We start from the raw sequence: 26,100 nt of genomic DNA, 5'->3' as shown, positions 1-26,100 counted from the left end.
CGTAGATAGTCTTGGCGGCTTTGATCAGACCCGGCTCGGAGCCGCTGAATGCTCCCTGTGCGACAGCTGACGCGTGACGACGAAGACCAGCAGGGCTCCGGCAGCAAGGCAGGCAGCCAGGAAGAACATCGGCGCGATGGTGCTGCCGCTCGCTTCCTTGATCCAGGGCACGACGTTCTGGGCGACGAAACCGCCGAGATTTCCGACCGAATTGATGGCGGCAAGGCCCGCCGCAGCCCCCGCGCCCTTGAGGAAACGAGAGGGCAGGCTCCAGAACACCGGCTGGGGCGCGAAGATCCCGGCAGCGGCGACGCAGAGGAAGGCGAATTGCAAAGTGTGGTTCGGGATCAGCGCCGAGAGCAGCAGGCAGGCGGCGCCGATGAAAGCCGGAATGACGATATAGGGCGTCTTCGATTGCGCCTTGTCGGCCATGGCGGGAACGACATAAAGTGCGATCGCGACCAGCACCCAGGGAATGATGTTGAGGAAACCGTTCACCGTGTTGCTGACGCCGAAGGCCTTTACGATGGTCGGCAGCCAATAGCTGAGGCCATAGGCCGAAAGCGGAAAGGCGATATAGCAGAGCGCCATCAGCAGGACACGCGGGTCGATGAGCGCCTTGAAGCCGTTTCCGGCATGCTCGCCCATGCCGGCATTTTCGGAAGTGAGTCTTCGTTCAAGCCACTGCTTCTCCTCGCCGCTCAGGAAGCTTGCATTTTCAGGCCGGCCGGGGAGATAGAAGAAGGTGACGATGCCGGCGATCACAGCCGGAACGCCCGTCGCCAGGAAGACCCACTCCCAGCCGGCAAAGCCGTAGAGACCGTCGAGATCGAGAAGCACACCGCCGAGCGGCGCACCGACGGCATTAGCGATGGCGCTGAAGATCATGAACAGCCCGACCATCCTGCCGCGATAGGTCGACGGAAACCATAGCGTCAGCAGATAGAGGACGCCGGGAAAGAAGCCGGCTTCGCAGACACCGAGCAGAAAGCGCAGGATATAGAACATCGTCGCGTTCTGCGTGAAGGCGAGCGCGATGGTGACGATACCCCAGGAGACGAGGATGCGCGCGAACCAGACACGGGCGCCGAGCCTGTCGAGGAAGAGGTTGCTCGGCACCTCGAAGAGAAAATAGCCGATGAAGAAGAGCGATGCGCCGAGACCATAGGCATATTCGCTTATTCCAAGGGCATCGACCATCTGCAGCTTGGCGAAACTGACGTTCTGCCGATCGATATAGGCGATCAGATAAAGGATGCCGAGAAACGGCATCAGCTTCCAGGTGATTTTCGAGATCAGCCGCTTCTCGTCGACCATAAGTATTCTCCGGTATGACCATGCTTGGGATCGGGTAGATAGCGCGGCCAGCCGATATTCAATCGGGCGCGGCATTTTCTCGCATCCGCAACCCTGATGATGTGACCGTACCCGAAGCCGAGTACGGTCTTTAATCATTCAGCGGCGGCGACGGCGGCGCGGCGGCCGATCGTTGCCTGGGTCAGCACGAAGGCCAAGAAGGCGCAAAGTGCGATGCCGGCGGCCATCGGAACGGCCGTGCCGTCGAAGAAGACGCTCGATATGACCATGGCGACGGCGGCGATCACGAAATGCAGCGTGCCCATCAGCGACGAGGCGGTGCCGGCAATCTCGCCGTGATCCTCGAGGGCGAGCACCGCGCTCGTCGGGATGACGAGGCCGAGGAAGCCGTAGCCGATGAACAGGAAAGTCGCCAGGACAGGCAGCTGGTTGAAGCCGGCGGCCATCACTACCGCCATGACGACCATGGCAAGGGCAAAAGCGCTGACCGCAATCCGCATGACGCGCACGAGGCCGAAACGCGCGCCAAGCCAACCCGTCGCCTGCGATACCGCGAAGAAGGACACGGCATTGATCGAGAAGGCGAAACTGTATTGCGTCGGCGTCAGCCCGTAATGCTGGATCAGCACGAAGGGCGAGTTGGCGAGATAGACGAGGAAGCTGGAAATGCCGAGGCCGCCGATGAAGGTCAGCGTCAGGAAGTTGCGGTCGGCAAGCAGCAGGCGATAGGCGGCCATGGCGCTCTTCAGACCGCTGCCGCTGCGTTCGGTTGCCGAACGGGTTTCGTCAAGCTGGGTGGCGAGCAGGACGAGGCCGATGAAGGCTGCGATCGTCACGGCCCAGAATACGCCGCGCCAGCCGTAGAATTCGATGACGGCGCTGCCCGTCAGCGGCGCCAGGATCGGCGAGATCGAAAAGACCAGCATCAAGAGCGACATCAGGCGGGCGGCCTGTACCCCGGTGTGCATGTCGCGGACGATGGCGCGCGGAATGACCATGCCGGCGGCACCACCGATACCCTGAACGAAACGGAAGGCGATCAGCGTTTCGATATCGGTCGCCAGCGCACAGCCGATCGAGGCGACGGCAAAGAGGCCGATACCAAGATAGAGCGGCAGCTTGCGGCCCCACATATCCGACAGCGGGCCATAGACCAGCTGGGCGAGCGCAAAGGAGATGAAGAAGGCGAGAAGGGTGAGCTGGGTGACGTTGTTATCAGCATGCAGGTCCTGGCCGATGGATGGCAGCGCAGGCAGATACATGTCGATGGCGAAAGGCCCGATGGCCGACAGAAGGCCGAGAATGAGGGCAATGCGAAAGAAGGGAGCCGTCATAATGGTGATCTTTCATAAAAGCGCAGCGGAAATACCGGATCGTCGCTCCGCGGCATTGCTCTGAGAGCGCCGTGCGTCCTCTCGGACGCACAAGGACGCTCCAACACTTTAAATCTACGCATCGTGCTTTCCGAAAATCGGTTCCGATTTTCGGGCCGATGCGCGGGTTCAATGATGATCGTTCGCGCGAAGACGAAGTTGGGAGCTCATGTCTCAGCGGCGGAACCAGGAGTGTCAATAAATTTGGACACAGATGTAAAATTAGACGCCATTGTCTAAAACGTCAAGACGTCTTATCTTCGCTGTCATGAAAGATCGCATGACACCGGCAGTCCGGATGACGGGGCATACGCAGCGCGGACAATGCGCCAAGCGCATGTCGATCCTCGATGCCGCGGCCGACGTATTCTGCCGCCAGGGTTTTGCCGGCGCCAGCATCGACGAGATCGCCGCCGTCGCCTGTGTCTCGCGCCAGACGATCTACAATCACTATCGCGAGAAGGAAACGCTGTTCGTCGCCGTCGTCGAAGACGTCATGAACCGCGCCAACGCCATGCTGTTCTCCGTGCTGTCGACCTTCCCGGACCGTGCCGACAATCTGGAGGACGAGCTGACGGCGTTTGCCGTGCGCCTCAACAAGAACTGCATCTGCAACCATGACGGAAAATTCCTGCGCAAGCTGGTGCAGACCGAAGGCGAGCGATATCCGCACCTCTTCGAAAGCTGGCGCCAGCAGGGGCCGGGCAAGCTGACCACCGCACTTTCCGCACTTTTCGGACGGCTTGCCCATAAGGGGGCGCTCGCCATCGACGATTTCGACGTCGCCGCGAGGCAGTTCGTGGCGCTCGGCAATGCCGATCTGCAGATGATGATCCTTCTCGGCGGCACGCCCACCGATGAAGAACTGGAAAAGGCGGCGCGCAACGCCGTCCATACCTTTCTCAAGGCCTATGGCAGGCTGGAGGCGGAAAAGGCCGGCCATCCGGCGCAGCTCGCAGCCATATCTGGCTGATCAGGCCCTTACGATCGAGCCCGTCCGATCAGGCAAAGACCGTCATTTGTGAGGGTACGACCGCGAACATGCCGACACGGCGCGCGGCAAGGTATTTCACCAGCTGTTCGACAACCGAAGGCATGACCGGCTTCTGGACCACGCCGACCGCGCCCTTGACGCCATCGGCGACCACTTCGGGATTGCCGGTCATGAAGACGACGGCAATGCCATGCTCTTGCGCCAGCTGTCGGCCGATCTCAGGCCCCGTCGGGCCGTCGGCAAGATTGATGTCGACGAAGGCGATATCGGCCAGCGGCGCCAGCCGCAGCGCCTGTTCGCGATCATTCGCAAGGCCCGCGACCTGCATGCCCATGCCTTCCACCGTCGCCTCGAGATCCAGGGCGATCAGGAATTCATCTTCGACGATCAATACTCTCTGTTTCATGAGATCATCTCGTTGCCAGCGCCGCACGACATTGGTGGCCATGATACGTCCCCTTGGTTACGCCTGTACTTCTAAAGAGGGATCCGCTCCGGCAGCCTATCCCACGCGAAACTCAAGGTGGTAACGGGCAACTCGACGATATGTTCCGCGGTGGAACGCCGTTTTTTATATTTAAGATATTGTTAACGTTGATAAATTCTTAAGTGCACAGAGTTGGCGCAAAAAAGGCGGCACCATGGCCGCCCCCGATAATGCCAGCACCGATGGGTTAATCAGCCCTTGACCTTCATCACGAGCACCGGTTTGCCGCGGTAGTCGGCGGGAAACAGCGACTTCAGGTTCTCGATTTTCGGCAGATCGTTGTAGACGATATAGGGATAGGTCGGATTGAGCGTCAGGAAATCCTGATGATAGGCTTCGGCCGGATAGAAACCTGTCGTTTCGGATACTTTGGTGACGATCGGCTGCGGGAAGGCATGCGCCTTGTCGAGCTGGCTGATATAACTCTCGGCGACCTTGCGCTGTTGCGGATCTGAGACGAACACCGCCGAACGGTACTGCGTTCCCCGGTCCGGACCCTGGAAATTCAGCTGCGTCGGGTTGTGCGCCACCGAGAAGAAGATCTGCAGCAACTTGCCGTAGCTCACCTGTTTCGGATCGAACGTCACCTGGACGGCTTCGGCGTGACCCGTCGAGCCGGTGCTGACGGTTTCATACTGCGCCGTTTTGGCGTCGCCGCCGGCATAACCGGAGACGGCGCTCTCGACACCCTTCACGTGCTGGAAGACGCCCTGGACACCCCAGAAACAGCCGCCAGCGAAAATGGCGGTCTCGGTGCCTGCGCTGGCCACCTCGTCAACGGCCGGCGGCGGGATGACGACGGCATCCTCGGCCGCGTCCGCGGCACACACGCCGAGCGAGAATAGAGTGGCAGCAAGGAGCGCGACAAGGCTCCTGCGGTGGGAAGACGTGGACATGGCGCTACCTCCTGCGACGGCCAAAATCCTTGCTCATCCTTGTAGATGCTGCAAATCACAAGCCGGTCACTCACGCCGATGTGACAGCCAGACGAAAGCGCCTGTGCGAACATGAAACACCGCTCGACTTGAGTTGACAATCTCGCGAGGAGTGAGGACAGTGCCCGCCGGTCAGAGCCAGCATTTCCGGGGGGAACCTATGTCCGTGCGCTCGTTCTTTGCTTTCGCGACAATCGCATTTTCCATGATCGCCATCAGCTTTCCCTCCGTCGCTGCGGACACCAAGCGCGACATCCAGACGATCAAGGACGCCGATTTCTTCGGCTTCGATCTTCGCACCGAGCAGAACGTCTCGCTCGATCAGTGCAAGACCTCCTGCATCGGCGACAAGAGCTGCAAGGCCTTCACCTACAATCCCAAGGTGAAATGGTGCTTCCTGAAATCCGATTTCAAGACGATGAACGCCTTCCCCGGCGCCATCGCCGGCAAGATCGTCGAAACGGCCGGCCAGCAGGAGCGGGATATAGGTGCTGCGCCGCGCCTGACCTTCCTGACGAACGATCTCATCCAGCAGGCCCACGACTTCAAGGACAATCTCGCCCTCGCCGACGACCAGCAGGGCCAGGGCGTCGAGAGCCTGACGGCCAACGCCCGCCTCGACCTCACCGCCAACAATCTGGCCGACGCGCTGAAGTCCTTCCATGGTGCGCTGTCGATCACACCTGACGACGCCGATCTCTGGCTCGAAACCGCCCGCGCAGCAGCCTCGCTCGGCAGCGCCGAGAGTAGCACGACGGGACAGGCGGTGGTCGACGCGCTGAACGGTTACGAGCTGACGCGCACCACCTCCAAACGCGCCGAGGCGCTCGCCGTGCTCGCCACTGCGCTGGAGCGGAATGCCAATTACCGCCCGGCGCTCGACGCCTACAAGGCGAGCCTGGCGCTTGTCGGTGCCAAGGATGTGCAGGCGGCCTACCTGCAGCTGAAATCGACGCAGGGCTTCCGCGTCACCGAACACACGGTCGATGCCGACAGCGCCACGCCGCGTGCCTGCGTCACCTTCTCCGAGGCGCTGGTCAAAACCACCGACTACACGCCCTTCGTGATGCTGAACGGCGAAGCGCCGAAGGCGCTGGAAACCAAGAACAAGCAGATCTGCGTCGAGGGGCTGACGCATGGCCAGACCTACAAGATCGCCTTCCGTACGGGCCTGCCGTCATCAGTCGACGAGGTGCTCGAAGCACCTGTCAGCATCGACGTCTATATCAAGGACCGCAGCCAGATGGTGCGTTTCACCGGCGACAGCTTCGTGCTGCCCTCGACGGCGCGCCGCGGCATCCCGATCGTCTCGGTCAACATGACCTCGGCCAACTTGAAACTCTACCGCATCGGCGATCGTGCCATCGCGCCGCTGCTGACCAATTCGCAGTTCCTGAGCCAGCTCGACGGCTACAGCGCCCAGAACATCCAGGATCAGAACGGCGAACTCGTCTGGCAGGGCTCGATCGATATCGCCAACGAGCTCAACAAGGACATCGTCACCAGCTTCCCGGTCGACGAGGCGCTGCCCGAACGTAAGCCCGGCATCTATGTGATGACCGCAACGGCGGCAAACGGCCCGGCGCAGGAGTGGGATTCGCAGGCGACGCAATGGTTCCTGGTCTCCGATATCGGCGTCACCACCTATGCCGGCACGGACGGGCTCAACGTCTTTACCCGCTCGCTCGCCTCGGCCAAGCCGATATCAGGCGTCGAGCTGCAGCTGCTTGCCAAGAACAATGAGGTGCTCGGCACCGCGACAACAGACGCGAACGGCCGCGCCACCTTCACCGCCGGCCTGATCCGCGGCACGGCGGCGTTGACGCCCGCCGTCATTGCCGCCAGGAACGGCACCTCGGACTACGTCTTCCTCGACATGACGCGCGCCGGCTTCGACCTTTCCGACCGCGGCGTGACGGGTCGCGCGGCACCCGGCGCGATCGACGTGCTGACGTTTACCGAACGCGGCATCTACCGTGCCGGCGAGACGGTGCATGCGCAGGCGCTCGCCCGCGACACCGATGGCAACGCCATCGAGAACCTGCCGCTCACCTTCATCTTCAGCCGCCCCGACGGTGTCGAGGACCGGCGGATCGTCAGCCAGACCAGCAATCTCGGCGGCTATACCGTCGATTTCCCGACCCAGGAAAACGCCATGCGCGGCACCTGGACGATGAACATCTATACCGATCCCAAGGGCAGCGCGATCGCCACCAAGAGTTTCCTGGTCGACGATTTCGTGCCCGATCGCACCGAGATGGAGATCAAGACCGAGGCCAAGGAAGTCGGTCCGGACACACCGGCGACGATCACGGTATCGGGCCGATATCTCTACGGCGCGCCGGCCTCCGGCCTGACGCTCGAAGGCGACGTCGTCGTCAAGCCGACGCGCGAGAGCGCGGCCTATAAAGGCTTCCTCTTCGGGCTTGCCGACGAAGAGGCGAGCGAGGATTCGCGCCTGCCGATCGGCGGCCTGCCGGAACTCGACGAGAATGGCGAAGCCTCGACGGATCTCACCATCAGCGAACTGCCGGCAACGACGCAACTGCTCAACGCCACGGTCTATATGCGCATGCAGGAGGCGGGTGGGCGCGCCATCGAGCGCACGCTGACCATTCCGGTGAAGAACGAGCGCGCGTCGATCGGCATCAAGCCGGAATTTTCCGACGACCTGCCGGAGAACTCGATCGCCAACTTCACGGTGATCGGCGTCAATGCCGATGGACAGAAGCAGGAGGCGAAGGGCCTGCGCTGGAAATTCTACAGCCTCAACCGTGAGTACCAATGGTATCGCGAGGGAACGGCATGGAAATATGAGCCGGTCTATACCGCCGAGCAGGTCTCCAACGGCAGCGTCGACGCGACGATGGACGGCGGCAAGATCTCCGTGCCGGTGGGCTGGGGCCGCTATCGCCTCGAAGTGGAAAGCCCCGATGCGGACGGTCCGACCTCCAGCGTCGAACTCGACGCCGGCTGGTTCGTGAGCTCGACCTCGACCGAAACGCCCGATGGGCTGGAAATCGCCCTCGACAAGGACAGTTACAAGATCGGTGAAACCGCCAAGCTGAAAGTCACCTCGCGCCATGGCGGCGAACTGATGGTGACATCAGGAACCGAAAAGCTGGTTGCCGTGCAGAACGCCACGATCGGCGAGACCGGCGGCGAGGTCGATATCCCCGTCACGGCTGATTGGGGTGCCGGCGCCTATGTGACCGCCACGCTCTTCCGTCCCGGCGACGCCCAGGACAGCCATATGCCGATGCGCTCGATCGGCATCAAATGGCTGAAAGTCGACCCCGAACAGCGCGCGCTGCAGGTAACGCTCGACACGCCTGAAAAGATGCTGCCGCGCGGGCCACTGAACATTGGCCTGCAGGTGGCAGGCGCCGGCGCCAACGAGGACGCCTATGTGACGGTAGCCGCCGTCGATGTCGGCATTCTCAACCTGACGCGCTACGAACCGCCGAACCCGGAGGACTGGTATTTCGGCCAGCGCCAGCTCGGCCTTGAAATCCGCGACCTCTATGGCCGCCTGATCGATGGCTCGCTGGGTGCGACCGGTAAGCTTCGGACCGGCGGTGATGGCGGTGCCATCGCGCTGCAGGCAAGCCCGCCGACGCAGAAGCTCGTCGCATTCTTCTCCGGGCCGGTGAGGCTCGACGCCGAAGGCAAGGCCAATGTCTCCTTCGACATCCCGCAGTTCAACGGCACGGCACGCGTCATGGCGGTCGCCTGGTCGAAATCAGGCGTCGGCCACGGCGTCAAGGATGTCATCATCCGCGATCCTGTCGTGGTGACCGCAAGCCTGCCGAAGTTCCTCTCCCCCGGCGACAAGGCCAATCTGCGCCTCGACATCGCCAATACCGATGCACCGGCCGGCGATTACAAGCTGCAGCTGACCGGCAATGACGCGGTCGGCATTGAGCAGGCATCCGCCTCGCAGACGATCCGCCTTGAGGCCGCCGCGAAATCCGAGCTGACGCTTTCGCTCATCGGCAAACAGCCGGGCGCCGGCAGCGTCTCGATCAACCTCTCCGACGCTTCCGGCCTTTCGCTCGACCAGACGATCGACGTGCCGGTGCGCCCGGCCTCCTTGCCGATCACCGAACGTAGGGTGCTGGCGCTGAAGCCGGGGGCAAAGCTCACCGTCGACAAGAACCTGCTCGCCGACAGTGTGCTGCCCGGCGCCTCGATCAGCGTCAACGTCACCCGTTCGGCCGCCTTCGATATCCCGGCCCTGCTGATGACGCTCGACCGCTATCCCCTCGGCTGCGCCGAGCAGACCACCAGCCGGGCGCTGCCGCTGCTCTACCTCGCCGAGGTGGCGAAGCAGGCCGGCATGGCAAACGATGATGATGTGAAGAAGCGCGTGCAGGATGCGATCTACCGCGTGCTCTCCTATCAGGCCTCGGCCGGCAGCTTCGGCCTCTGGGGGCCGGATTCGGGCGATGTCTGGCTCGATTCCTATGTCACCGATTTCCTGACACGGGCCCGCGAAATGAAATTCGACGTGCCGGAAAGGGCTTTCGTGCAGGCGCTCGAAAACCTGCAGAACACGTTGTCCTACACCACCGACATCAAGGGCCAGGGCGACCAGATCGCCTATGCCATCTACGTCCTTGCCCGCAACAAGAAGGCCGCGATCAGCGATCTGCGTTACTATGCCGATACGATGATCAACGACTTCCCGACGCCGCTCGCCAAGGCGCATATCGCCGCCGCGCTGGCGCTCTACGGCGATGCGCAGCGTTCGAAGAATATTTTCCTCGACGCGCTGCAGATGTCGGAGCAGTCGATGGTGTCGCGCGTGAACCTGTCGCGCACCGATTACGGCACGATCCTGCGCGACGGCGCGGCGATCCTGGCGCTTGCCGCCGAAAGCCGGCCGGTGCCGCCCGTCATCCCCGAACTTGCCAAGGCGGTCGGCAAGGAATGGCAGCGCAGCAAATACAAGAGCACGCAGGAAGAGGCCTGGATGCTGCTCGCCGCGCGCGCCATCCAGGGCGGTGACGATGGCCTGAAGGTCGATGTCAATGGCGCCGCGCACACCGGTGCCTACATGGCACGCATGACCGGCGATGCCCTGGCTGGCCATCCGCTGACGCTGACCAACCAGACCAACGACACGGTCTCGGCGGTGGTCACCACCGTTGCCGCCCCGACAGTGCCGCTGCCGGCCGGCGGCGACGGCTTCATCATCGAGCGGACCTATTACACGCTCGACGGCGAGCAGGCGAATGTCAGCGAGGCGAAGCAGAACGAACGCTACGTCGTCGTCATCCATGTGCGCGAAACCAATGACTGGCCGTCGCGCATCGTCATTACCGACCTTCTGCCCGCCGGCTTCGAGATCGACAATCCTAACCTCGTCGACAGCGCCCAGATGACGAATTTCGACTGGATCGGCGAGATCTCCGCTGCCCATACCGAATTCCGCTACGACCGCTTCGTTGCCGCCTTCAACCGTGCAGCAGGCGACAACCGCGAATTCAACGTCGCCTATGTCGTGCGCGCCGTCACCCCCGGCACCTACGACCATCCGGCCGCAAACGTCGAGGATATGTACCGGCCGGAGCTTTCGGCCCGCACGGCAACAGGCAAGATGGAGGTCGTGACGGCGCAACCATGAGGCGGCGGCACAAGTTTGCGATCGGGTTGGCTGCCGGCATCATTCTTGCCGGCGCGGCTCTCTTTGCGCTCGATGCCGCCGACAAGGCCTTTCCGCCACCACTGGACAGGGCAAATGCCGTGTCTGCCGAAGTGCTGGATGCCGATGGGCAATTGTTGCGTGCCTTTGCGACGTCGGAAGGCCGCTGGCGGCTGAAGACGACGGTCCCCGAGGTCGATCCGCAATTCCTGCGCATGCTGATCGCCTATGAGGACCAGCGTTTCTACGATCACGGCGGCATCGACCCCTGGGCGCTCGGGCGCGCTGCCGCGCAATTGGTCGGCAACGGCCGCATCGTTTCCGGCGCCTCGACGCTGTCAATGCAGGTGGCGCGGCTGATCGAGCCGCGCGAAGGGCGCTCGCTTTCGGCAAAGCTCTTGCAATTGGTGCGCGCCGTGCAGATCGAGCGGCGGCTGTCGAAGGAAGAGATCCTCGACCTTTATCTGACGCATGCGCCCTATGGCGGCAATCTGGAAGGCGTGCGCGCCGCAAGCCTTGCCTATTTCGGCAAGGAACCGCGGCGTCTGACGGTCGCCGAGGCGGCGCTGCTCGTCGCCCTGCCGCAATTGCCGGAACGGCGCCGGCCAGACCGCAATCTCAAGGCGGCCGAGGCCGCACGCAAGCGTGTGCTCGACCGCGTGGCGGTCGCCGAGGCGGTTGGCGACGGTGAAGCCGAACGGGCCGAGGGTGTCGCGATCCCGGCCCGGCGCATGCAGTTGCCGGCACTTGCCGCCCATGTCGCCGAAGCCGCACTTCGCAAGGAGCCGACGATTCTCAAGCATCAGACGACGCTGAGGAAACAGGTGCAGCAAGGGCTGGAGGCGGTTGCGCGGGCAGCGGCCATGAAGCTCGGGCCGAAGCTTTCGCTCGCCATGATAATGGCCGATGCGCAAACCGGCGCGATCGTCGGCGAGGTCGGCTCGGCCGATTATTTCGATGCCAGCCGCTCCGGCTGGATCGACATGACGCGCGTCAATCGCTCGCCGGGCTCGACCCTGAAGCCCTTCATCTATGGGCTGGCCTTCGAGCAGGGCCTGGTGTCCCAGGAGACGATCATCGAAGACCGGCCCGCCGATTTCTTCGGCTACCGGCCGCGCAATTTCGACATGAGCTATCAGGGCGACGTCACCGTGCGCGAGGCGCTGCAGCTTTCGCTGAACGTGCCGGCCGTCAAGCTGCTCGATGCCGTCGGGCCGTCACGGCTGATGGTGCGCTTCCGCCGCGCCGAAGTACACCCGGTCCTGCCGCCGAACGAGGCGCCGGGGCTTGCGATCGGGCTTGGCGGCGTCGGCATAACCCTGAAGGATCTGGTGCAGCTCTATACGGCGCTCGCCAACCGCGGTCAGCCGGTTAGGCTAGGCGATGGCGTCACCGGCGAACCGGCCAAGCTCGACGGTGAACCGCTGCTGGAACCGGTCGCAGTCTGGAACGTCGCCGATATTCTCTCCGGCGTCATTCCGCCTGCCGGCGCGCCGCAGCGCGGCATCGCCTACAAGACCGGCACGAGCTACGGCTACCGCGATGCCTGGTCAGTCGGCTATGATGGGCGCTATGTGCTCGGCGTCTGGGTCGGACGGCCCGACAATAGCGCCGTGCCGGGCTTGACCGGTTATGGTACCGCAGCACCCATCCTGTTTGAAGGTTTCGCCAAATCAGGCATCGCGACGACGCCGCTGCCACGCCCGCCTGCGGGCGCCGTACGCATCGCCCAGTCCGAGCTGCCGATCAGTCAGCGGCGTTTCGCCCTCAATGCCAGCGGCCTGCTCGCCTCCGGCCGCGAGGCCGCACCGCAGATCATCTATCCGCCCGAAGGCGCGCATGTCGATCTTGGCGCTGGGCAAGGCAACCCGTCACCCCTAATGCTGAAGCTTCAGGGCGGCCGCGCGCCGTTCCGCTGGCTTGCCAACGGCAAGCCGCTGCCCGACCTCTCCCGCCGGCGCACCCAGCAATGGCTGCCCGATGGCGGCGGCTACTCGAAACTCACCGTCATCGACTCGGCCGGACGCGCCGCAAGCGTCGGCGTTTTCATCGACTGAAGCATCGTTCTTTGCGCGTCTGAAAAGACACCCCTCGCGGTAAGGAACAAAAGCCGCGCTGCAACCGTTGGGGACAATCTCCTTCCAACGTCAGACGGCCCCATGACACTTCCGACAGCGACCTACCGGATACAATTCCGCAACGGCATGACCTTCGATCGCGCCTGCGACCTCGTCCCCTACCTCAAGACGCTCGGCATCAGCCACCTCTACGCCTCGCCGATCTTCACCGCCGTCAGCGGCTCGACCCATGGCTATGACGTCACCGACGCCAACGAGATCGACCCGGCGCTCGGCGGCCGGGCAGGATTCGAACGGTTGACGGAACGCCTGGCCTCGGCAGGCATGGGGCTGGTCGTCGACATCGTCCCGAACCACATGGCGGCCTCGCCGGAAAACGGCTGGTGGCGCGACGTGCTGACATTTGGCCGGCAAAGCGCCTATTTCAACCACTTCGACATCGACTGGAGCGAGCCGCTGACCCTGCCGCAGCTCGGCCAGGACTTCGAGGGAGCACTGGCCGACGGCGAACTGCGCATCACGCTCGACGAAACGCACGGTAACTTCGCCTTCGGTTATTTCGAGACGCTGTTGCCACTCAACCCCGGGAGTTACGGAGCGATCGCAAACCGGCTCGACGATCCGGTAGCAACGCGAATGGCGGAGGCTGGAGCGGTCACCTCGGGCGAGAATTTCAACCGCGCGATGCGTGACATTCTCTTCGAAGGCGGCGATCGGGCCGTGCTCCGGCAAAAACTCGAAGAGGTCTCGGCCGATCGCGATTTCGTCAGAAGCCTGCATGAGGCACAGCATTGGCGGCTGACTCACTGGAAGGAGGCGGCACGACATCTGAGCTATCGCCGCTTTTTCGAGGTGACCGGACTGGTCGGCATCCGCGTTGAAGATCCCCCCGTGTTCGAGGACATGCACCGGCTGGTGATCGAACTGGTGCGCCATGGCAAGGTGCAGGGCCTGCGTATCGATCATGTCGACGGGCTCGCCGAACCCACGGCCTATCTCGACAGGCTGCGGGAGGCTGCCGGACCGGACACCTATATCGTCGTGGAAAAGATCCTGGGAACCGGCGAGGTCCTGCCGGAGAGCTGGCCGGTCGCCGGCACCACGGGATATGAATTCATCGCCGCGCTGGGCGAGTTGTTCATCGACGGCGCCGGTCTGCGCATATTAGACGATGCCTATCGCGGCGTCGCCGGTGAGACGGGCGATCTCGAGGAGGGTCGGCGAATTGCCAAGCGACTGATGATCGAACGCAATTTCGCCGGCGAGACCGACAGGCTGGTGTCGATCGCAGCAGGCATCTTTCCCGAGGTGAAGAGAGGCGAGATCGCCACCGCGCTCAGCGAGTTGCTGATCGCCTTTCCCGTCTACCGCACCTATGGCGACGGCGGACCGCTTTCCTGGCAGGATTCAGCGGTGCTTGCGGCAACCGCGTCGCAAGCCATGGCGCAGCTCGACGATCGGCGTGCATGCGACCATGTGCTGAAGCTTCTCGAAGGCAAGGTCGAAGGTGACGCGGCCCATGACTTCCGTATCCGCTTCCAGCAATTGAGCGGGCCGGTGATGGCGAAGGCGACGGAAGATACGCTGTTCTACCGCTATAACAGGCTGCTTGCCGCAAACGAAGTCGGCGGCGAACCGGGCAAGGCGCCTGGCGGCCCGGAGGAATTCCACCGCCGCATGGCCGAACGGGCGCGGCTGCAGCCGCATGGGCTTTCGGCAAGCGCCACCCACGACACCAAACGCGGCGAGGATGCGCGCGCAAGGCTTTATGCGTTGAGCGAGGGCGCGGATGTTTTTGCCCAGGCGGTCGAGCGTTGGCGCGACATGAACCGGCCGTGGCTGAAGGATCTGCCGGAGGGCGCAGCGCCGGAGCCGAATGTCGAATGGATGCTCTATCAGGCCCTGGCCGGCATCTGGCCGGAGGATTTCGACCGAGGACAGACGGAAGAACTCCGCGCACGCTTCACCGATTATGCGGTCAAGGCCGTGCGCGAGGCGAAACTGCGCAGCGGCTGGACAGAACAGGATGCCGCTTACGAGGAAGCGGTCACCACCTATGCTGCGGCACTGGTTTCGCCTGACAATGACGTCTTTCTCGAGGATTTCGAAAGGGTACTGCAGCCTTTCATCGCGGCGGGTTACCTCAACAGCCTGTCGCAGACGCTGCTCAAGCTGACTGCCCCCGGCATTCCCGATATTTACCAGGGTGCGGAGGGCTTTGATTTCAGCCTCGTCGATCCCGACAACCGCCGGCCGGTCGACCATCAGCCGCTGACGGCCTGGTTGGCCGAATCCGGGCCGATCGCCAAACTGCAGGCGGCGGCGTTGAAGCAGCGCCTCGTCGGGATCGGCCTGCAGCTGCGCCAGCGGCAGGCAGACCTCTTTGCTGGAGGCGACTATCTGCCGCTGAAGGTGACGGGCAACCGGCGCGACCATGTGCTTGCCTTTGCCCGGGTGCATAAGGATGATTGCGCCATCATCGCGGTGCCGCGGCTGATGTTCGGCTGGCTCGATCCAGGCGTGCTCTTTGCCGGTGCGGAATTCTGGGAGGATACGGCGGTTGCCGTCCCCTCCCCGCTTCATGGTCTGAAGGCCGATCTGGTGACCGGAAAGACAATCGAGCCCGGGGGCAGCATTTCAGTCGCCGCTCTGCTCGGGAGCCAGCCGGTCGGGCTGATCACCCCGATCTGAGGATCAGCCGCCGTAAAATCTCGTCCATGAAAATAGTGCTTGACCTTCCAGTCGCTGGAAGGTTCATAAGCCTATCCAAATGCCCCTCCGGGCACAGGAGATAGTCATGCATATCAAGCACGAACACGATCACCATCACAGTCATGCCGATGGCGACGATCATTGCCATTGCGGCCATGAACAGGAGCAGGCTGCAAGCGCCATGATCCGCGATCCTGTCTGCGGCATGACGGTCGACCCCCGGGTCGGCAAGCCCTCGCTCGATTATGACGGCCGCACCTATCATTTCTGCTCCGAAGGCTGCCGGACAAAGTTTGCGGCTGCGCCGCAGGATTACCTGAGCGCGAAGGACCCCGTCTGCGGCATGACCGTCGATCGCTCGACGGCGAAACACTTTCTGAAAGTCGACGGCGAGAAATTCTATTTCTGCTCGGCCGCCTGCCAAGCGAAGTTCGAAGCCGACCCAGAAGCCTATCGCAACGGCAACCGCCCAGCGGCACAGCCGGCACCCAAGGGTACGCTTTATACCTGCCCGATGCATCCGGAGGTCGTCAGTGATCGTCCCGGCGACTGCCCGAAATGCGGCATGGCGCTGGAGCCGATGGGCATTCCGCCTGAGGACGAAGGCCCGAACCCGGAACTCGTCGATTTCATCAGGCGACTCTGGGTGAGCGCCATTCTTGCCATACCTTTGTTGGCGCTCGGCATGGGGCCGATGCTCGGCCTGCCGCTGCGGGACGCGATCGGCGAGCCGCAGGCGACCATCATCGAACTCTTACTGGCAACGCCGGTGGTGCTCTGGGCGGCCCTGCCCTTCTTCCGCCGCGCATTGGCGTCGCTTGCCAACCGCAGCCCGAATATGTGGACACTGATCGGTCTCGGCGTCGGCACCGCCTATGTCTACAGCGTCGTCGCCACGCTCGCGCCCGGCATCTTCCCGATGAGCTTCCGAGGCCATGGCGATGCCGTACCGGTCTATTTCGAGGCGGCAGCCGTCATCGTCGCGCTCGTTTTCGTCGGCCAGGTGCTGGAACTGAAAGCGCGCGAACGTACCGGCTCGGCAATCCGTGCTTTGCTCGACCTTGCGCCGAAGACGGCGCGGCGCATCGATGCCGAGGGCAGCGAGAACGACGTGCCGTTGGACCAGATCCAGCCTGGTGATCGCCTCCGCGTGCGCCCCGGCGAGCGGGTGCCGGTGGACGGCTCCGTCCTCGAAGGCCAGTCGACCGTCGATGAATCGATGATCACTGGTGAGCCCCTGCCTCTGGAGAAGTCGAAGGGCGACCCGCTGACCGGCGGCACGATCAACAAGAACGGCACATTCGTCATGGCCGCCGAGAAGGTCGGCGCAGACACGGTGCTGTCGCGTATCGTCGACATGGTCGCCAAGGCGCAACGCTCGCGGGCGCCGATCCAGGGTGCGGTTGACCGGGTCTCGGCCGTCTTCGTGCCGGCGGTGGTTGCCGTCGCCATCCTTGCCTTCATCGTCTGGGCCGCGATCGGCCCGGAGCCGAGCATGGCCAATGGGCTGCTTGCCGCCGTTGCCGTTCTCATCATCGCCTGCCCCTGTGCACTCGGCCTTGCAACGCCGATGTCGATCATGATCGCGACCGGGCGCGGCGCGCAGGAAGGCGTGCTGATCAAGGACGCCGAAGCGCTGGAGCGTTTTTCAAAGGTCGACACGCTGATCGTCGACAAGACCGGCACGCTGACTGAAGGCAAGCCGAAGCTTACCGATATCGTCGCCTTCGGCGGGGTTAGCGAAAACAGGCTGCTGTCGCTGGCGGCAAGCCTGGAGCGCGGCTCCGAACATCCGCTGGCCGAAGCGATCGTTTCCGGTGCCGAGGAGCGTGGCGTCACCTTCGTCGAGGTCAGCGGCTTCGAGGCAAAGACCGGTAAGGGCGTTCAGGGCCTTGCCGACGGCACGTCGGTGGCGCTTGGCAATGCGGCGATGCTTACCGATCTCGGCATTGATCCGGCGGTACTCGCCGAGCAGACCGAAGCGCTGCGCGGTGACGGCAAGACAGTGATGTTCGTGGTGTTCGACGGTGCGCTTGCCGGTCTTGTCGCCGTCGCCGACCGAATCAAGCCGACGACAGCAGCCGCCATCAAGGCGCTGCACGACAGCGGGTTGAAGATCATCATGGCGACAGGCGACAACGAGCGGACGGCGCGTGCGGTGGCAAAAAGCCTCGGCATCGACGAGGTGCGCGCCGACGTGCTTCCAGAAGGCAAGAAGGCGCTGATCGACGAGTTGCGTACCAAGGGCGCCATCATCGCCATGGCCGGTGACGGCGTCAACGACGCGCCGGCGCTTGCCGCCGCCGATGTCGGCATCGCCATGGGTACCGGCGCCGACGTCGCGATGGAAAGCGCCGGCATCACATTGGTAAAGGGCGATTTGAACGGCATCGTCAGGGCGCGGCGGCTGGCGGAGGCGACGATGCGAAACATCCGCCAGAACCTCGGCTTCGCCTTCGGCTACAACGCGCTCGGCGTACCGGTCGCGGCCGGCATGCTCTATCCGATCTTCGGGCTGCTGCTGTCGCCGATGATCGCGGCGGCGGCGATGAGCCTGTCCTCCGTCTCGGTGATATCAAATGCGCTGAGACTGCGCTTTGCAAAACTATAGGTGATGACGATGAATATCGGCGAAGCATCGGAACGGTCCGGCCTGCCTTCCAAGACCATCCGCTACTACGAGGACATCGGCCTCATCCGCCCCGAAAGGGGCGGAAACGGCTATCGCGACTATGCCGCGACCGACATCCACAAGCTGCGATTCCTACAGCGCTCGCGCGGCCTCGGCTTTTCCGTCGAGGAATGCCGTCAATTGCTGGCGCTCTACGAGGACAAGGACCGGGCGAGCGCCGACGTCAAGGATATTGCTGAAACCAAGCTTGCCGAGATCGACCGCAAGATCCGCGAACTGACGGAACTGCGCCGCACGCTCGAGCATCTCGTGCATGCCTGCCACGGCAACGACAGGCCGGACTGTCCGATCCTCGAAGAGCTTTCGGACGGCAGCTGACCGGAGAGCAGGCGTCGCGTTTCAGATGATCTGCATCAGGAAAGCTGAGGAATGTTCTGGTTGGCCGCCTGCGAGGATTGAGGCTGCTCGTCGGGGCCCTCGTCTTCGCCGTCGTCCAGTACGCCGTCATCCAACCGATGCTTGATCGCGAGCGCATAGATCACGTCGAGAATATTGCGGTCCTTCAGGTGAGAATCGGTCAGGGCGAGAAGCGAGGCCCGGACGATCTTCCTGCTGGTGGCCTTCGGACAACGCGCCTTGACGAAATCGTAGAGCGCCTGATCGGTCAGCCCTTCCATGGCGCCGTCCACGAGAGCTTCGTAGACCCGCTTCTTTTCCTTCATTCTTTCTATTCCCCTCCAAATCAGCGGCGCCATGATCTGTCATGTAATTGTCATAAACAATCGCGGATTTAAGGCGCCCGTCCGCTGGAGAGGGATATTTGAGATGATCCGACGACGGTTTCGGCCCCGCATGATTTTTTTACGCCCGCCGGGAATAAAATCCACCGGATTTCCGTATACTCAATCATGGAACGCAAAGATCGCCCCTTTGATGTCATTGGACAGCTTGCAGCGCTGCGGCGCTACGCTCGCTCGCTGGTGCGCAATTCGGACGAGGCGGAGGATCTGGTGCATGATGCGCTGGTGCGCGCCTTCGAGAAGCGGAAAAGCTTCCGCAGCGGCGGCAACCTGCGCACCTGGCTGCTCTCCATCCTGCACAATGCCCATATCGATCGTCTTCGCCAGAACCGGTCGTTGACGCGCCGCCACGACGAGGCGGCTGTCGAAGCCGAGCAGTCGCTGCCGGCCGGCCAGGAACACGCCGTACGCCTGCAGCAGGTGCGCGACGCCTTCTTCGACCTGCCGGAGGAACAGCGCGAGGCGCTGCAGCTCGTCGCGATCGAAGACCTTTCCTACCAGGAGGCCGCCGAGGCGCTTGGCATTCCAGTGGGGACGCTGATGTCGCGCATCTCCCGCGCCCGCGCTCAACTGCGCGAATTCGAGGAGAAGACGCCGCGGGTTTCGCATCTGAGATTAATCGGAGGGAACGGCAATGAAAGCAGTTGATCCGATCATCGATGCCGATCTCGACGCCTATGTGGATGGCGAGCTCGATGTCGCCCGTCGCATCCAGGTGGAATCCTATCTTTCCGACCATCCGGCGATTGCCGCTAAGGTCATGGCCGACCTCAGCATGAAGGGCGAACTGCGCCTGGCGCTTGCCGGCGAAAGTGCCTTCGGCCGGCCCGAGACCCGCGATGCCGCCCGCCGGCTGGAACGTGGCCTTTCCTATGGCCGCATCTTCCATTCCTTGCAGCGCGTTGCCGCCGTCGGCATTCTGATCGCCGCCGGCTGGGTGGCGCACAATTCCTTCGGCGCCTTCTCGGCGACCGAGGTGGTGGCATCGGTTCCAGCACCCGCCTATGTCGAGGATGCCGTCCGCGCCTATCAGACCGCGGCGCTGCGCCAATCGATGCCTCCGCAGACGCCGGCCACCTATAGCGCCGACGATATTCGCGCCGCCACGGCGATTGTGATGCCCGAACTGCCCAGGGATTGGAAGGTCGCCGACGTGCAGATCTTCCCGTCCGAATTCGGTCCCAGCGTCGAGATGGCGATCGAACAAGCGGATGGAAAGCAACTGTCGCTTTTCGCCGTCCGTCCGGGCGCTTTCGAGGTCAAGCCGGTCAGTCATCTCACGCTGGAAAAAGCGGAAGCCGCCTATTGGCAGATCGGCGAGGTCGCTTATGCGCTGATCGCCGACGATAGCGGTCTCAATCTCGACCAGGCGGCCGAACGGCTCGCCCGCTCGCTCTATTAATTCAAACCGAGGAGATCAGCATGAACCCGATCAATTCCCGCTACGGCGCCGTCGCCGGCTCCCAAGCCCTCTTCGACGAGGGCCTGCGCCAGCACATGCTGCGCGTCTACAACTATATGGCTCTCGGCCTCGTCATCACGGGCCTGGTGGCCTTTGTCGTTGGCTCGACGCCGGCACTTTATGTCCCGATCTTCGGCTCGCCGCTGAAGTGGGTGGTGATGCTCGCGCCGCTCGCCTTCGTCTTCTTCTTCTCGTTCAAGATCCAGACGATGTCAGCCGGCACCGCTCAGATCACCTTCTGGGCCTTCTGCGCCGTGATGGGCCTGTCGCTCGCTTCCGTCTTCCTGGTCTTCACCGGGATGAGCATCGCGCGGACCTTCTTCATCACCGCGACGATGTTCGGCGCCACCAGCCTCTACGGCTATGCGACCAAGCGTGACCTGTCGCGCATGGGCTCGTTCCTGATAATGGGCCTCTTCGGCGTCATCATCGCCTCAGTCGTCAACATCTTCCTGGGTTCGAGCGCACTGCAATTTGCGATCTCGGTGATCGGCATCGTCGTCTTCGTCGGCCTCACCGCCTATGACACGCAGAACATCAAGGAACAGTATTCGGAAAACTACGATCAGGAATCGAACCAGAAGCTTGCCGTCTTCGGTGCGCTCTCGCTCTATCTGAACTTCGTCAACATCTTCCAGCTTCTGCTCAACTTCACCGGCGAGCGGGAATAGGGACTGCGCTTCTGGGGGCAAAGGAAGCGCAAGAGCGCCTGGTCTGCAGTCTGTGACAGGATGGCGGACTGGGTGCTCACCCAAAGGAAACGGCCGGGCCAACGCCCGGCCGTTTTCGTTTCAAATGATGCCCCAGGCGCGGTAGCGCCCCCGGCCGGTGATTTCACGAATGCCGATGTCGTTGACGAGGTTTAGCGCACCGCGCGGCGTGATGCGCAGATGACGGGCAATCATCGCCGCCGAGACCATTGGCCGCGACAGGATGAAATCGGCAAGCTCCGGCAGGCTGCTGTTCGAACGGCGGCCGCGAAAGCGCAGCTCCATCTGCGTGCGCGCCAAGGTCAAGCGGTCGATTTCCTTGAGGCCGGCCACAGCGCCCAGATGCATCGCCTCCAGAAAGGCTTGCAGCCGCGTGACGCGATCGCGTGCTCGACGACGCTCATGGCGCACCAGCTTCAGCCCGCCGTAAAAAGAAAACAGATGCGAGGCGACCTTGCCGCGGGCGCGTAGATGGCTTGCGACCAGAAGGCCGCCGAGCCAGTGCTGACGCCGCAACGGCTCGATCCTTTCCCAGGCTTCGAAGAGGATGATGGCGCCGAGAACCGGCGGCAAGGTATCGGCCAATGGCTGGACGCTTCGCCACTCCGCTAGCCGCTGTTCCTCGTCCCACTCGTCGTCACCGAGCAAGCCGAGAGGATCTTCGTTGCGCCTTGCCGGGGTAAGGGCAGCCGTCTCGCTTGCCGGCGTTTTCCCCGTATGGATATCGAGCAGCTTCTGCGAGCGGGCAAGAAGCGCATCGATCTCCGCCATCTCGGCAGCGAGCGGGCCGCTCTCATCCTCGCCTTCCTCGTCGGTCTCGGCCGGAACTGCGGGGCTCTTCGCGTCCGGCACCTTCCCCTCCCCTTCCCCGCCGGTTGCAGTCAGCGTCGCAAGACCCGAGACGCCGAGTGCCCAGGAGGGTTCGCCTGTCCAGATGCGCCGACGTGCCCGCAGCACGGAATGGGCGATCGTCAGTTCGTGGGTGGGAGCGCGGCTATCCATATGCGCATCATGCAAAACGAGATCCTCGACATGCACGAGTTCGCCGGCCACCCACAGCGCGCCGGCGGCATCGAAGAAATGGCTGCGTTCGGCAAATCCCTCGCCGACCGGCGAGCGCAACACCCGCTCGTCCAGCCGCGCCACCGCATCCTCCGCCGCGGCAAGGGCTGGAAGCAGGGTTTGAAGCATCGTGCCGTCGATATCGTAGCGCATTGTTAAGCTTTACCGTTTTTCACAAATGGAAGCAAAACACGTGTTTCCTTCCGCCATGTATGACATGGTTAACAGCGTATTTCAACAAAACTGCGGAAATGGAAGCCGTTAAGATGGTTGATCGACCGGCCGCATATGCTTCCAGCCGTCGCAGCTGGCGCGAAACTTTTTCATAGCCGCTCATCCGGTTTTCCTCGCCGCCGGACCATTTGCCCGCATCAGCGCCATCAGCATCGGTCCGAGCGAGAACTCGCCGCGCTCCGCCCGCCGCGTCAGGTCACGCAGGTAGCCGCCGGCCGAGTTGATTTGTCCGCCCCTTTCCAGAATGCAGGCGATCACCGTGGCGGCGTTTTCCGGCCCCATGACATCGCAGGCCAGCTGATAGGCGCTGGGGCTGACGCCAAGAGTGGAACGGACGATGACGGCCGCGGCCATCAGATCGCGCCAGCTGCCGATGCCGCCGCCCGGGCCGTAAGCGATGATCTCCGGGCAGGCCTGCAGCACCATGGCAAGGGGGAAGGATTTCGGCGGCTCCCGCCACGGCTGCGGTTCTTCCTCCGGCTTTGCGTCCTGCTTCGTTTCGAAGCTTGGTTCAAGTTCAGATATAGGGTGTGGGTTTGAATTATGTATGTGCCGACCGTTTTGGTTATCATTGGCGTCTGATTTTTCTGTTTTCGACTTCGATTCCAGCGTCTTGACGATCAATTCCCGGAAAGCTTCGAGATCAGCCAGCAGGCTTTCCATCTCGGCAGCCGACGGGCGGCGCGGCAGGCTTGCGGAAAGCAGATTGAAATGCTTTTGCATCTCGATCCATTCGCCGGCAATTTCCTCTTCCAGCGCGATCTCGATGAGCTTGGTGATGTCACGCCGGCAAAGTGTCAGGCGCTCCCTCAGGCGCTTCCATTCGAGCTTGGCGGCCATCACCTGAGCCGCCTGCGCCTCGATCTCGTGGGCGCGCACCAGAAGCGGCGCCAGGCTGAAGCCAAAGGCTTCACCAAGCCCGCCCTCGCCGTTGCGGCGGGCAAAACGTTTGCCGTTCGGGCTATCCCGGCGGATGATCAGGCCGGCTTCCACCAGCATCGCCAGGTTCCGCCGCAACGTCGTGCCGGCCATGCCATGCGTGCGCAGCGACAGCTGCTCGTTTGAGGGAAAGACGACGAAGCCGTTGGCCTCGGCAATCTCGTTCTTCGGGTAGAAGGTCAATAGCGCGTTGAGAACAGCCAGGGCACGGTCGGATACGCCGACCATGTCCTTTGCTTCGCAGAGCGCACGAAATATCTTCCACTTGTCGACCGATGCGTCCGGATCGACCTTGCTGGCGCTCTCCTGGCTTGCCAGCATGCCACGTGTCATCGATCGCCGCCCAAAGGGCGTCGATATATATTGAGGCTCCATGTCCCTCACCTTTTTTCAAGGCAAAAGAAACCTACCACCCAAAAGGATGCCGAAGACGCTTGACAGTGATTCGAGGAAGTGCGATTCTCAGATTGTCCAGATATGAGAAAGGCTTCCGCGGCGGCAACGTTCGGAGGCTTTTTTCTTTTGCGGTCTACTCTCCTGCTTGCAATTTGCCGGCCCGATAGGCTTCGTAAAGCTCATCGAGACGGCGTGAAATGTAAGCGCCGAAATCCGGCGCATCGCCGGTCTTCAACGCGATCGTGAAGGAATTGCCGGCGCTTTTGATTCGGCCGGCAATCTTGCCGCCGCTCTTCGGCTTCCAGTCATATTCCGTGGTTTCGGGTTTCGCCTCTTTCCTGGCGAGCTCAGCAACCAAAAGCTCGAAACGGCGGTCGCTCTCTTCCGCCAGGAAACTTCCCGAGGCAATGAGCTTGGCAAGCCGGGCGGCCGTCATCCCATTCCAGTCCTGGGCAAGCGCCATCCACCTGCGTCGCCCGATGCCAGGCGCGGCTCCGACCGAGCTGACGATTTCGGCGGGGATGGCTTTTGCGACGGATATCAGCTTCGATAGCTCCGTCTTGTCCGTCGACAGCGCTTTCATGATAACGGGACGCTCAAAACCCTTGAGCTCGAGATTGAGGGCAAAGACCGCGCGCTCGATATAAGAAAGGTTCCGGCGCGCCGAATTCTCGATGCCCTGCGCGATGACGACATCGGTATCGTCGAGCTTGCGGACGATCGCCTGCACCTTGAGCCCGAGCAGCTTGACAGCCTGCAGACGGCGATGGCCATAGGCGATCTGGTAGCGATCCTCATCATTGGGATGGCGGCGAACGAGGATCGGCACTTCCTGGCCGTTCTCGGCGATCGAATGCACCAGCTCGTCTTCGATATCGAGGGGCTGGTCGGCAAGGCGGTCACGGACGAAGGAGGAATCAATCAGATCGGGATCAAGCTCGACGATGCGTTCACCGGAGAGCAAAGCCTCCTGCATTGCCCTGCTCTCTTCCTCCATGCGGCCAAGCGTCAGCGCCATCGTCCGAACCGGCCCGGCCGATCCGCGCGAAGACGGTTCCTCGTAGTTGGCCGCGGCCAACTCCTGGGCCGTATCGTCGAAAAGACCTTTCAGGCGATCCCGTCTGCTCATGCTCGACCCCAGGCTTTGTGAATACCGGCGAGAACCTCGCTATTGGCGGCATTGACCGATTCCAGCGCCCGGTCATAGGTCGAGCGGCGCACCTGCCCCTTCTCGATCTCGTAGAGCGTCTGCTTGGTCAGGCCGACATCGGCGATCGCCGTCGATTTGAGAATGGTCGCCGTCAACACATCATCACTGAAGAGGCCGCGCAGCAGCGCGACGATCTGCGACTGCGGCGCATCGAAGGGTTCGTGACGCGTGACGACATATTTGATGAAGTCATGCTGCAGATCGCCGCCGGCCTTGCGCACGACAGAAAGCAGATCCGAAGTCATCAGCAGGAACTGCGACATGGAAGCGACGTCGACCATTTGCGGATGGATGGTGATGAGCAGCGATGTTGCCGCGCAGACGGCGCCAAGCGTCAGATAGCCAAGCTGCGGCGGGCAGTCGATCACCACGATGTCGTAATCGGCCTCGACCTCGGCAATGGCGACGCCAACGCGACGGAAGAACAGCTCGCCGGGTCGCTGCCGGTCGTTCAGTGCTCGTGGCGTCTCATGCTCGAACTCCATCAGTTCGAGATTGCCTGGCACCAGATCCAGCCCATCGAAATAGGTCTTGCGGACGATCTCTTTCAGCGGCTTGCGGCCCTCATCATAGCGAATTGCGCCATAGAGCGTATCGCCCTCGGAAAGATCGAATTCGGGCTGAACGCCGAGCATGGAGGAGAGCGAAGCCTGCGGATCGAGATCGATCGCAAGCACCCGGTAGCCCGCCAGCGCCAGATACTGCGCCAGATAGAGCGTCGTCGTTGTTTTGGCCGAGCCGCCTTTGAAATTGGTGACGGCAACCGTCTGCAGCTTTTCGCCAGGGCGACGCCACGGCTGATAGGAAAGCGCGTCCTTCGGCTTGAGCTTCGCCATATACTGGCGCAATTCGTTGATCTGGCCGAGTGTGTAGGAACGCCGACCATTCTGGGCAAGATCCGGCTGCGGTCCCTTGCCATCCAGTGAAAGCTGGCGAAGATAGCCGTCCGAGACGCCGATCATCTGGGCCGCCTCGCCGGAGGAGAATGTTCGTAGCGTCTTTTGCGAGAGCGGCGGAAACAACTTGTCGCGGAGGAGCTTCAGTTGCCGCGAAAGCTGGTTCGCATGCCGCTCGATCCGTACATCTGTCGTCGATACGCTAATGTTGTCCAA

The 26,100-nt window shown here is 62.6% G+C and carries 18 protein-coding genes; 9 read left to right on the top strand and 9 right to left on the bottom strand.

The window, feature by feature from the left end; all coding sequences use genetic code 11:
* Positions 1 to 24: 24 nt before the first annotated feature.
* Positions 25 to 1,317 carry an MFS transporter gene (locus RlegSU303_RS29065; RefSeq protein ID WP_017957790.1) on the bottom strand — a complete coding sequence of 431 codons (1,293 nt, stop codon included), beginning with the start codon at positions 1,315 to 1,317 and terminating at the stop codon, positions 25 to 27.
* A 134-nt stretch (positions 1,318 to 1,451) separates the two neighbouring features.
* Positions 1,452 to 2,651 (bottom strand): multidrug effflux MFS transporter, encoded by a 1,200-nt coding sequence (locus tag RlegSU303_RS29060; RefSeq protein WP_017957789.1) that lies wholly within the window; start codon positions 2,649 to 2,651, stop codon positions 1,452 to 1,454.
* A 271-nt stretch (positions 2,652 to 2,922) separates the two neighbouring features.
* Between RlegSU303_RS29060 and RlegSU303_RS29055 the strand changes: the two genes are divergently transcribed.
* Positions 2,923 to 3,663: a TetR/AcrR family transcriptional regulator gene (locus RlegSU303_RS29055; protein WP_017957788.1), complete on the top strand. Its 741-nt coding sequence runs from the start codon at positions 2,923 to 2,925 to the stop codon at positions 3,661 to 3,663.
* Between the two features lie 28 nt (positions 3,664 to 3,691).
* Here the strand turns inward: RlegSU303_RS29055 and RlegSU303_RS29050 are convergent, their stop codons facing one another.
* Complete coding sequence (locus tag RlegSU303_RS29050) at positions 3,692 to 4,132, bottom strand: response regulator (RefSeq protein ID WP_026158358.1); 441 nt, start codon at positions 4,130 to 4,132, stop codon at positions 3,692 to 3,694.
* 230 nt (positions 4,133 to 4,362) lie between these two features.
* Positions 4,363 to 5,067, bottom strand: coding sequence for a peptide-methionine (S)-S-oxide reductase MsrA (gene msrA / locus RlegSU303_RS29045; RefSeq protein WP_017957786.1), 705 nt, complete (start codon positions 5,065 to 5,067; stop codon positions 4,363 to 4,365).
* Between the two features lie 199 nt (positions 5,068 to 5,266).
* Here msrA and RlegSU303_RS29040 point away from each other — a divergent pair, with 199 nt between their 5' ends.
* The 5 genes from RlegSU303_RS29040 (at position 5,267) to cueR (ending at position 18,553) form a co-directional block, all read left to right on the top strand.
* Entirely contained in the window at positions 5,267 to 10,735 is a 5,469-nt protein-coding gene (locus tag RlegSU303_RS29040; protein ID WP_131621348.1) for an alpha-2-macroglobulin family protein, read from the top strand.
* Entirely contained in the window at positions 10,732 to 12,810 is a 2,079-nt protein-coding gene (gene pbpC / locus RlegSU303_RS29035; protein WP_131621346.1) for a penicillin-binding protein 1C, read from the top strand. Before RlegSU303_RS29040 ends, pbpC begins: the two co-directional genes overlap by 4 nt.
* Positions 12,811 to 12,912: 102 nt before the next feature.
* Positions 12,913 to 15,522: a malto-oligosyltrehalose synthase gene (gene treY, locus RlegSU303_RS29030; RefSeq protein WP_131621344.1), complete on the top strand. Its 2,610-nt coding sequence runs from the start codon at positions 12,913 to 12,915 to the stop codon at positions 15,520 to 15,522.
* 106 nt (positions 15,523 to 15,628) lie between these two features.
* Positions 15,629 to 18,154, top strand: a complete 2,526-nt coding sequence (locus RlegSU303_RS29025; RefSeq protein WP_231283943.1) for a heavy metal translocating P-type ATPase — start codon at positions 15,629 to 15,631, stop codon at positions 18,152 to 18,154.
* Between the two features lie 9 nt (positions 18,155 to 18,163).
* A complete protein-coding gene (gene cueR / locus RlegSU303_RS29020; protein WP_026158357.1) occupies positions 18,164 to 18,553 on the top strand; it encodes a Cu(I)-responsive transcriptional regulator in 390 nt (129 codons plus the stop codon).
* A gap of 35 nt (positions 18,554 to 18,588) precedes the next feature.
* Here the strand turns inward: cueR and RlegSU303_RS29015 are convergent, their stop codons facing one another.
* Complete coding sequence (locus RlegSU303_RS29015) at positions 18,589 to 18,897, bottom strand: hypothetical protein (RefSeq protein ID WP_017957780.1); 309 nt, start codon at positions 18,895 to 18,897, stop codon at positions 18,589 to 18,591.
* Between the two features lie 186 nt (positions 18,898 to 19,083).
* Here RlegSU303_RS29015 and RlegSU303_RS29010 point away from each other — a divergent pair, with 186 nt between their 5' ends.
* From RlegSU303_RS29010 to RlegSU303_RS29000, 3 genes are read left to right on the top strand one after another with little or no spacing between them, the layout of a single operon-like run.
* The gene (locus RlegSU303_RS29010; RefSeq protein WP_017957779.1) at positions 19,084 to 19,623 is read left to right on the top strand and encodes a sigma-70 family RNA polymerase sigma factor; all 540 of its coding nucleotides are present in this window, start codon (positions 19,084 to 19,086) and stop codon (positions 19,621 to 19,623) included.
* Positions 19,610 to 20,377, top strand: a complete 768-nt coding sequence (locus RlegSU303_RS29005; RefSeq protein ID WP_017957778.1) for an anti-sigma factor family protein — start codon at positions 19,610 to 19,612, stop codon at positions 20,375 to 20,377. Before RlegSU303_RS29010 ends, RlegSU303_RS29005 begins: the two co-directional genes overlap by 14 nt.
* A 20-nt stretch (positions 20,378 to 20,397) precedes the next feature.
* On the top strand, positions 20,398 to 21,108 hold the full coding sequence (locus RlegSU303_RS29000; protein WP_017957777.1) for a Bax inhibitor-1/YccA family protein: 711 nt from the start codon (positions 20,398 to 20,400) through the stop codon (positions 21,106 to 21,108).
* A 120-nt stretch (positions 21,109 to 21,228) separates the two neighbouring features.
* Here the strand turns inward: RlegSU303_RS29000 and RlegSU303_RS28995 are convergent, their stop codons facing one another.
* From RlegSU303_RS28995 to repA, 4 genes are all read right to left on the bottom strand, one after another.
* Entirely contained in the window at positions 21,229 to 22,362 is a 1,134-nt protein-coding gene (locus tag RlegSU303_RS28995) for an RHE_PE00001 family protein (protein ID WP_017957776.1), read from the bottom strand.
* Between the two features lie 180 nt (positions 22,363 to 22,542).
* Positions 22,543 to 23,757: a plasmid replication protein RepC gene (gene repC / locus RlegSU303_RS28990; RefSeq protein WP_017957775.1), complete on the bottom strand. Its 1,215-nt coding sequence runs from the start codon at positions 23,755 to 23,757 to the stop codon at positions 22,543 to 22,545.
* Between the two features lie 154 nt (positions 23,758 to 23,911).
* Positions 23,912 to 24,907: a plasmid partitioning protein RepB gene (gene repB, locus RlegSU303_RS28985; protein WP_131621334.1), complete on the bottom strand. Its 996-nt coding sequence runs from the start codon at positions 24,905 to 24,907 to the stop codon at positions 23,912 to 23,914.
* Positions 24,904 to 26,100, bottom strand: a complete 1,197-nt coding sequence (gene repA, locus RlegSU303_RS28980) for a plasmid partitioning protein RepA (protein ID WP_026158356.1) — start codon at positions 26,098 to 26,100, stop codon at positions 24,904 to 24,906. Before repA ends, repB begins: the two co-directional genes overlap by 4 nt.

Origin of the sequence: Rhizobium sp. SU303, assembly GCF_021052345.1 — a bacterium.
Classification (GTDB): Bacteria; Pseudomonadota; Alphaproteobacteria; order Rhizobiales; family Rhizobiaceae; genus Rhizobium; species Rhizobium laguerreae.
Note: the sequence above shows the minus strand (reverse complement) of the source record. Positions and strands in the feature narration are given on the sequence as shown.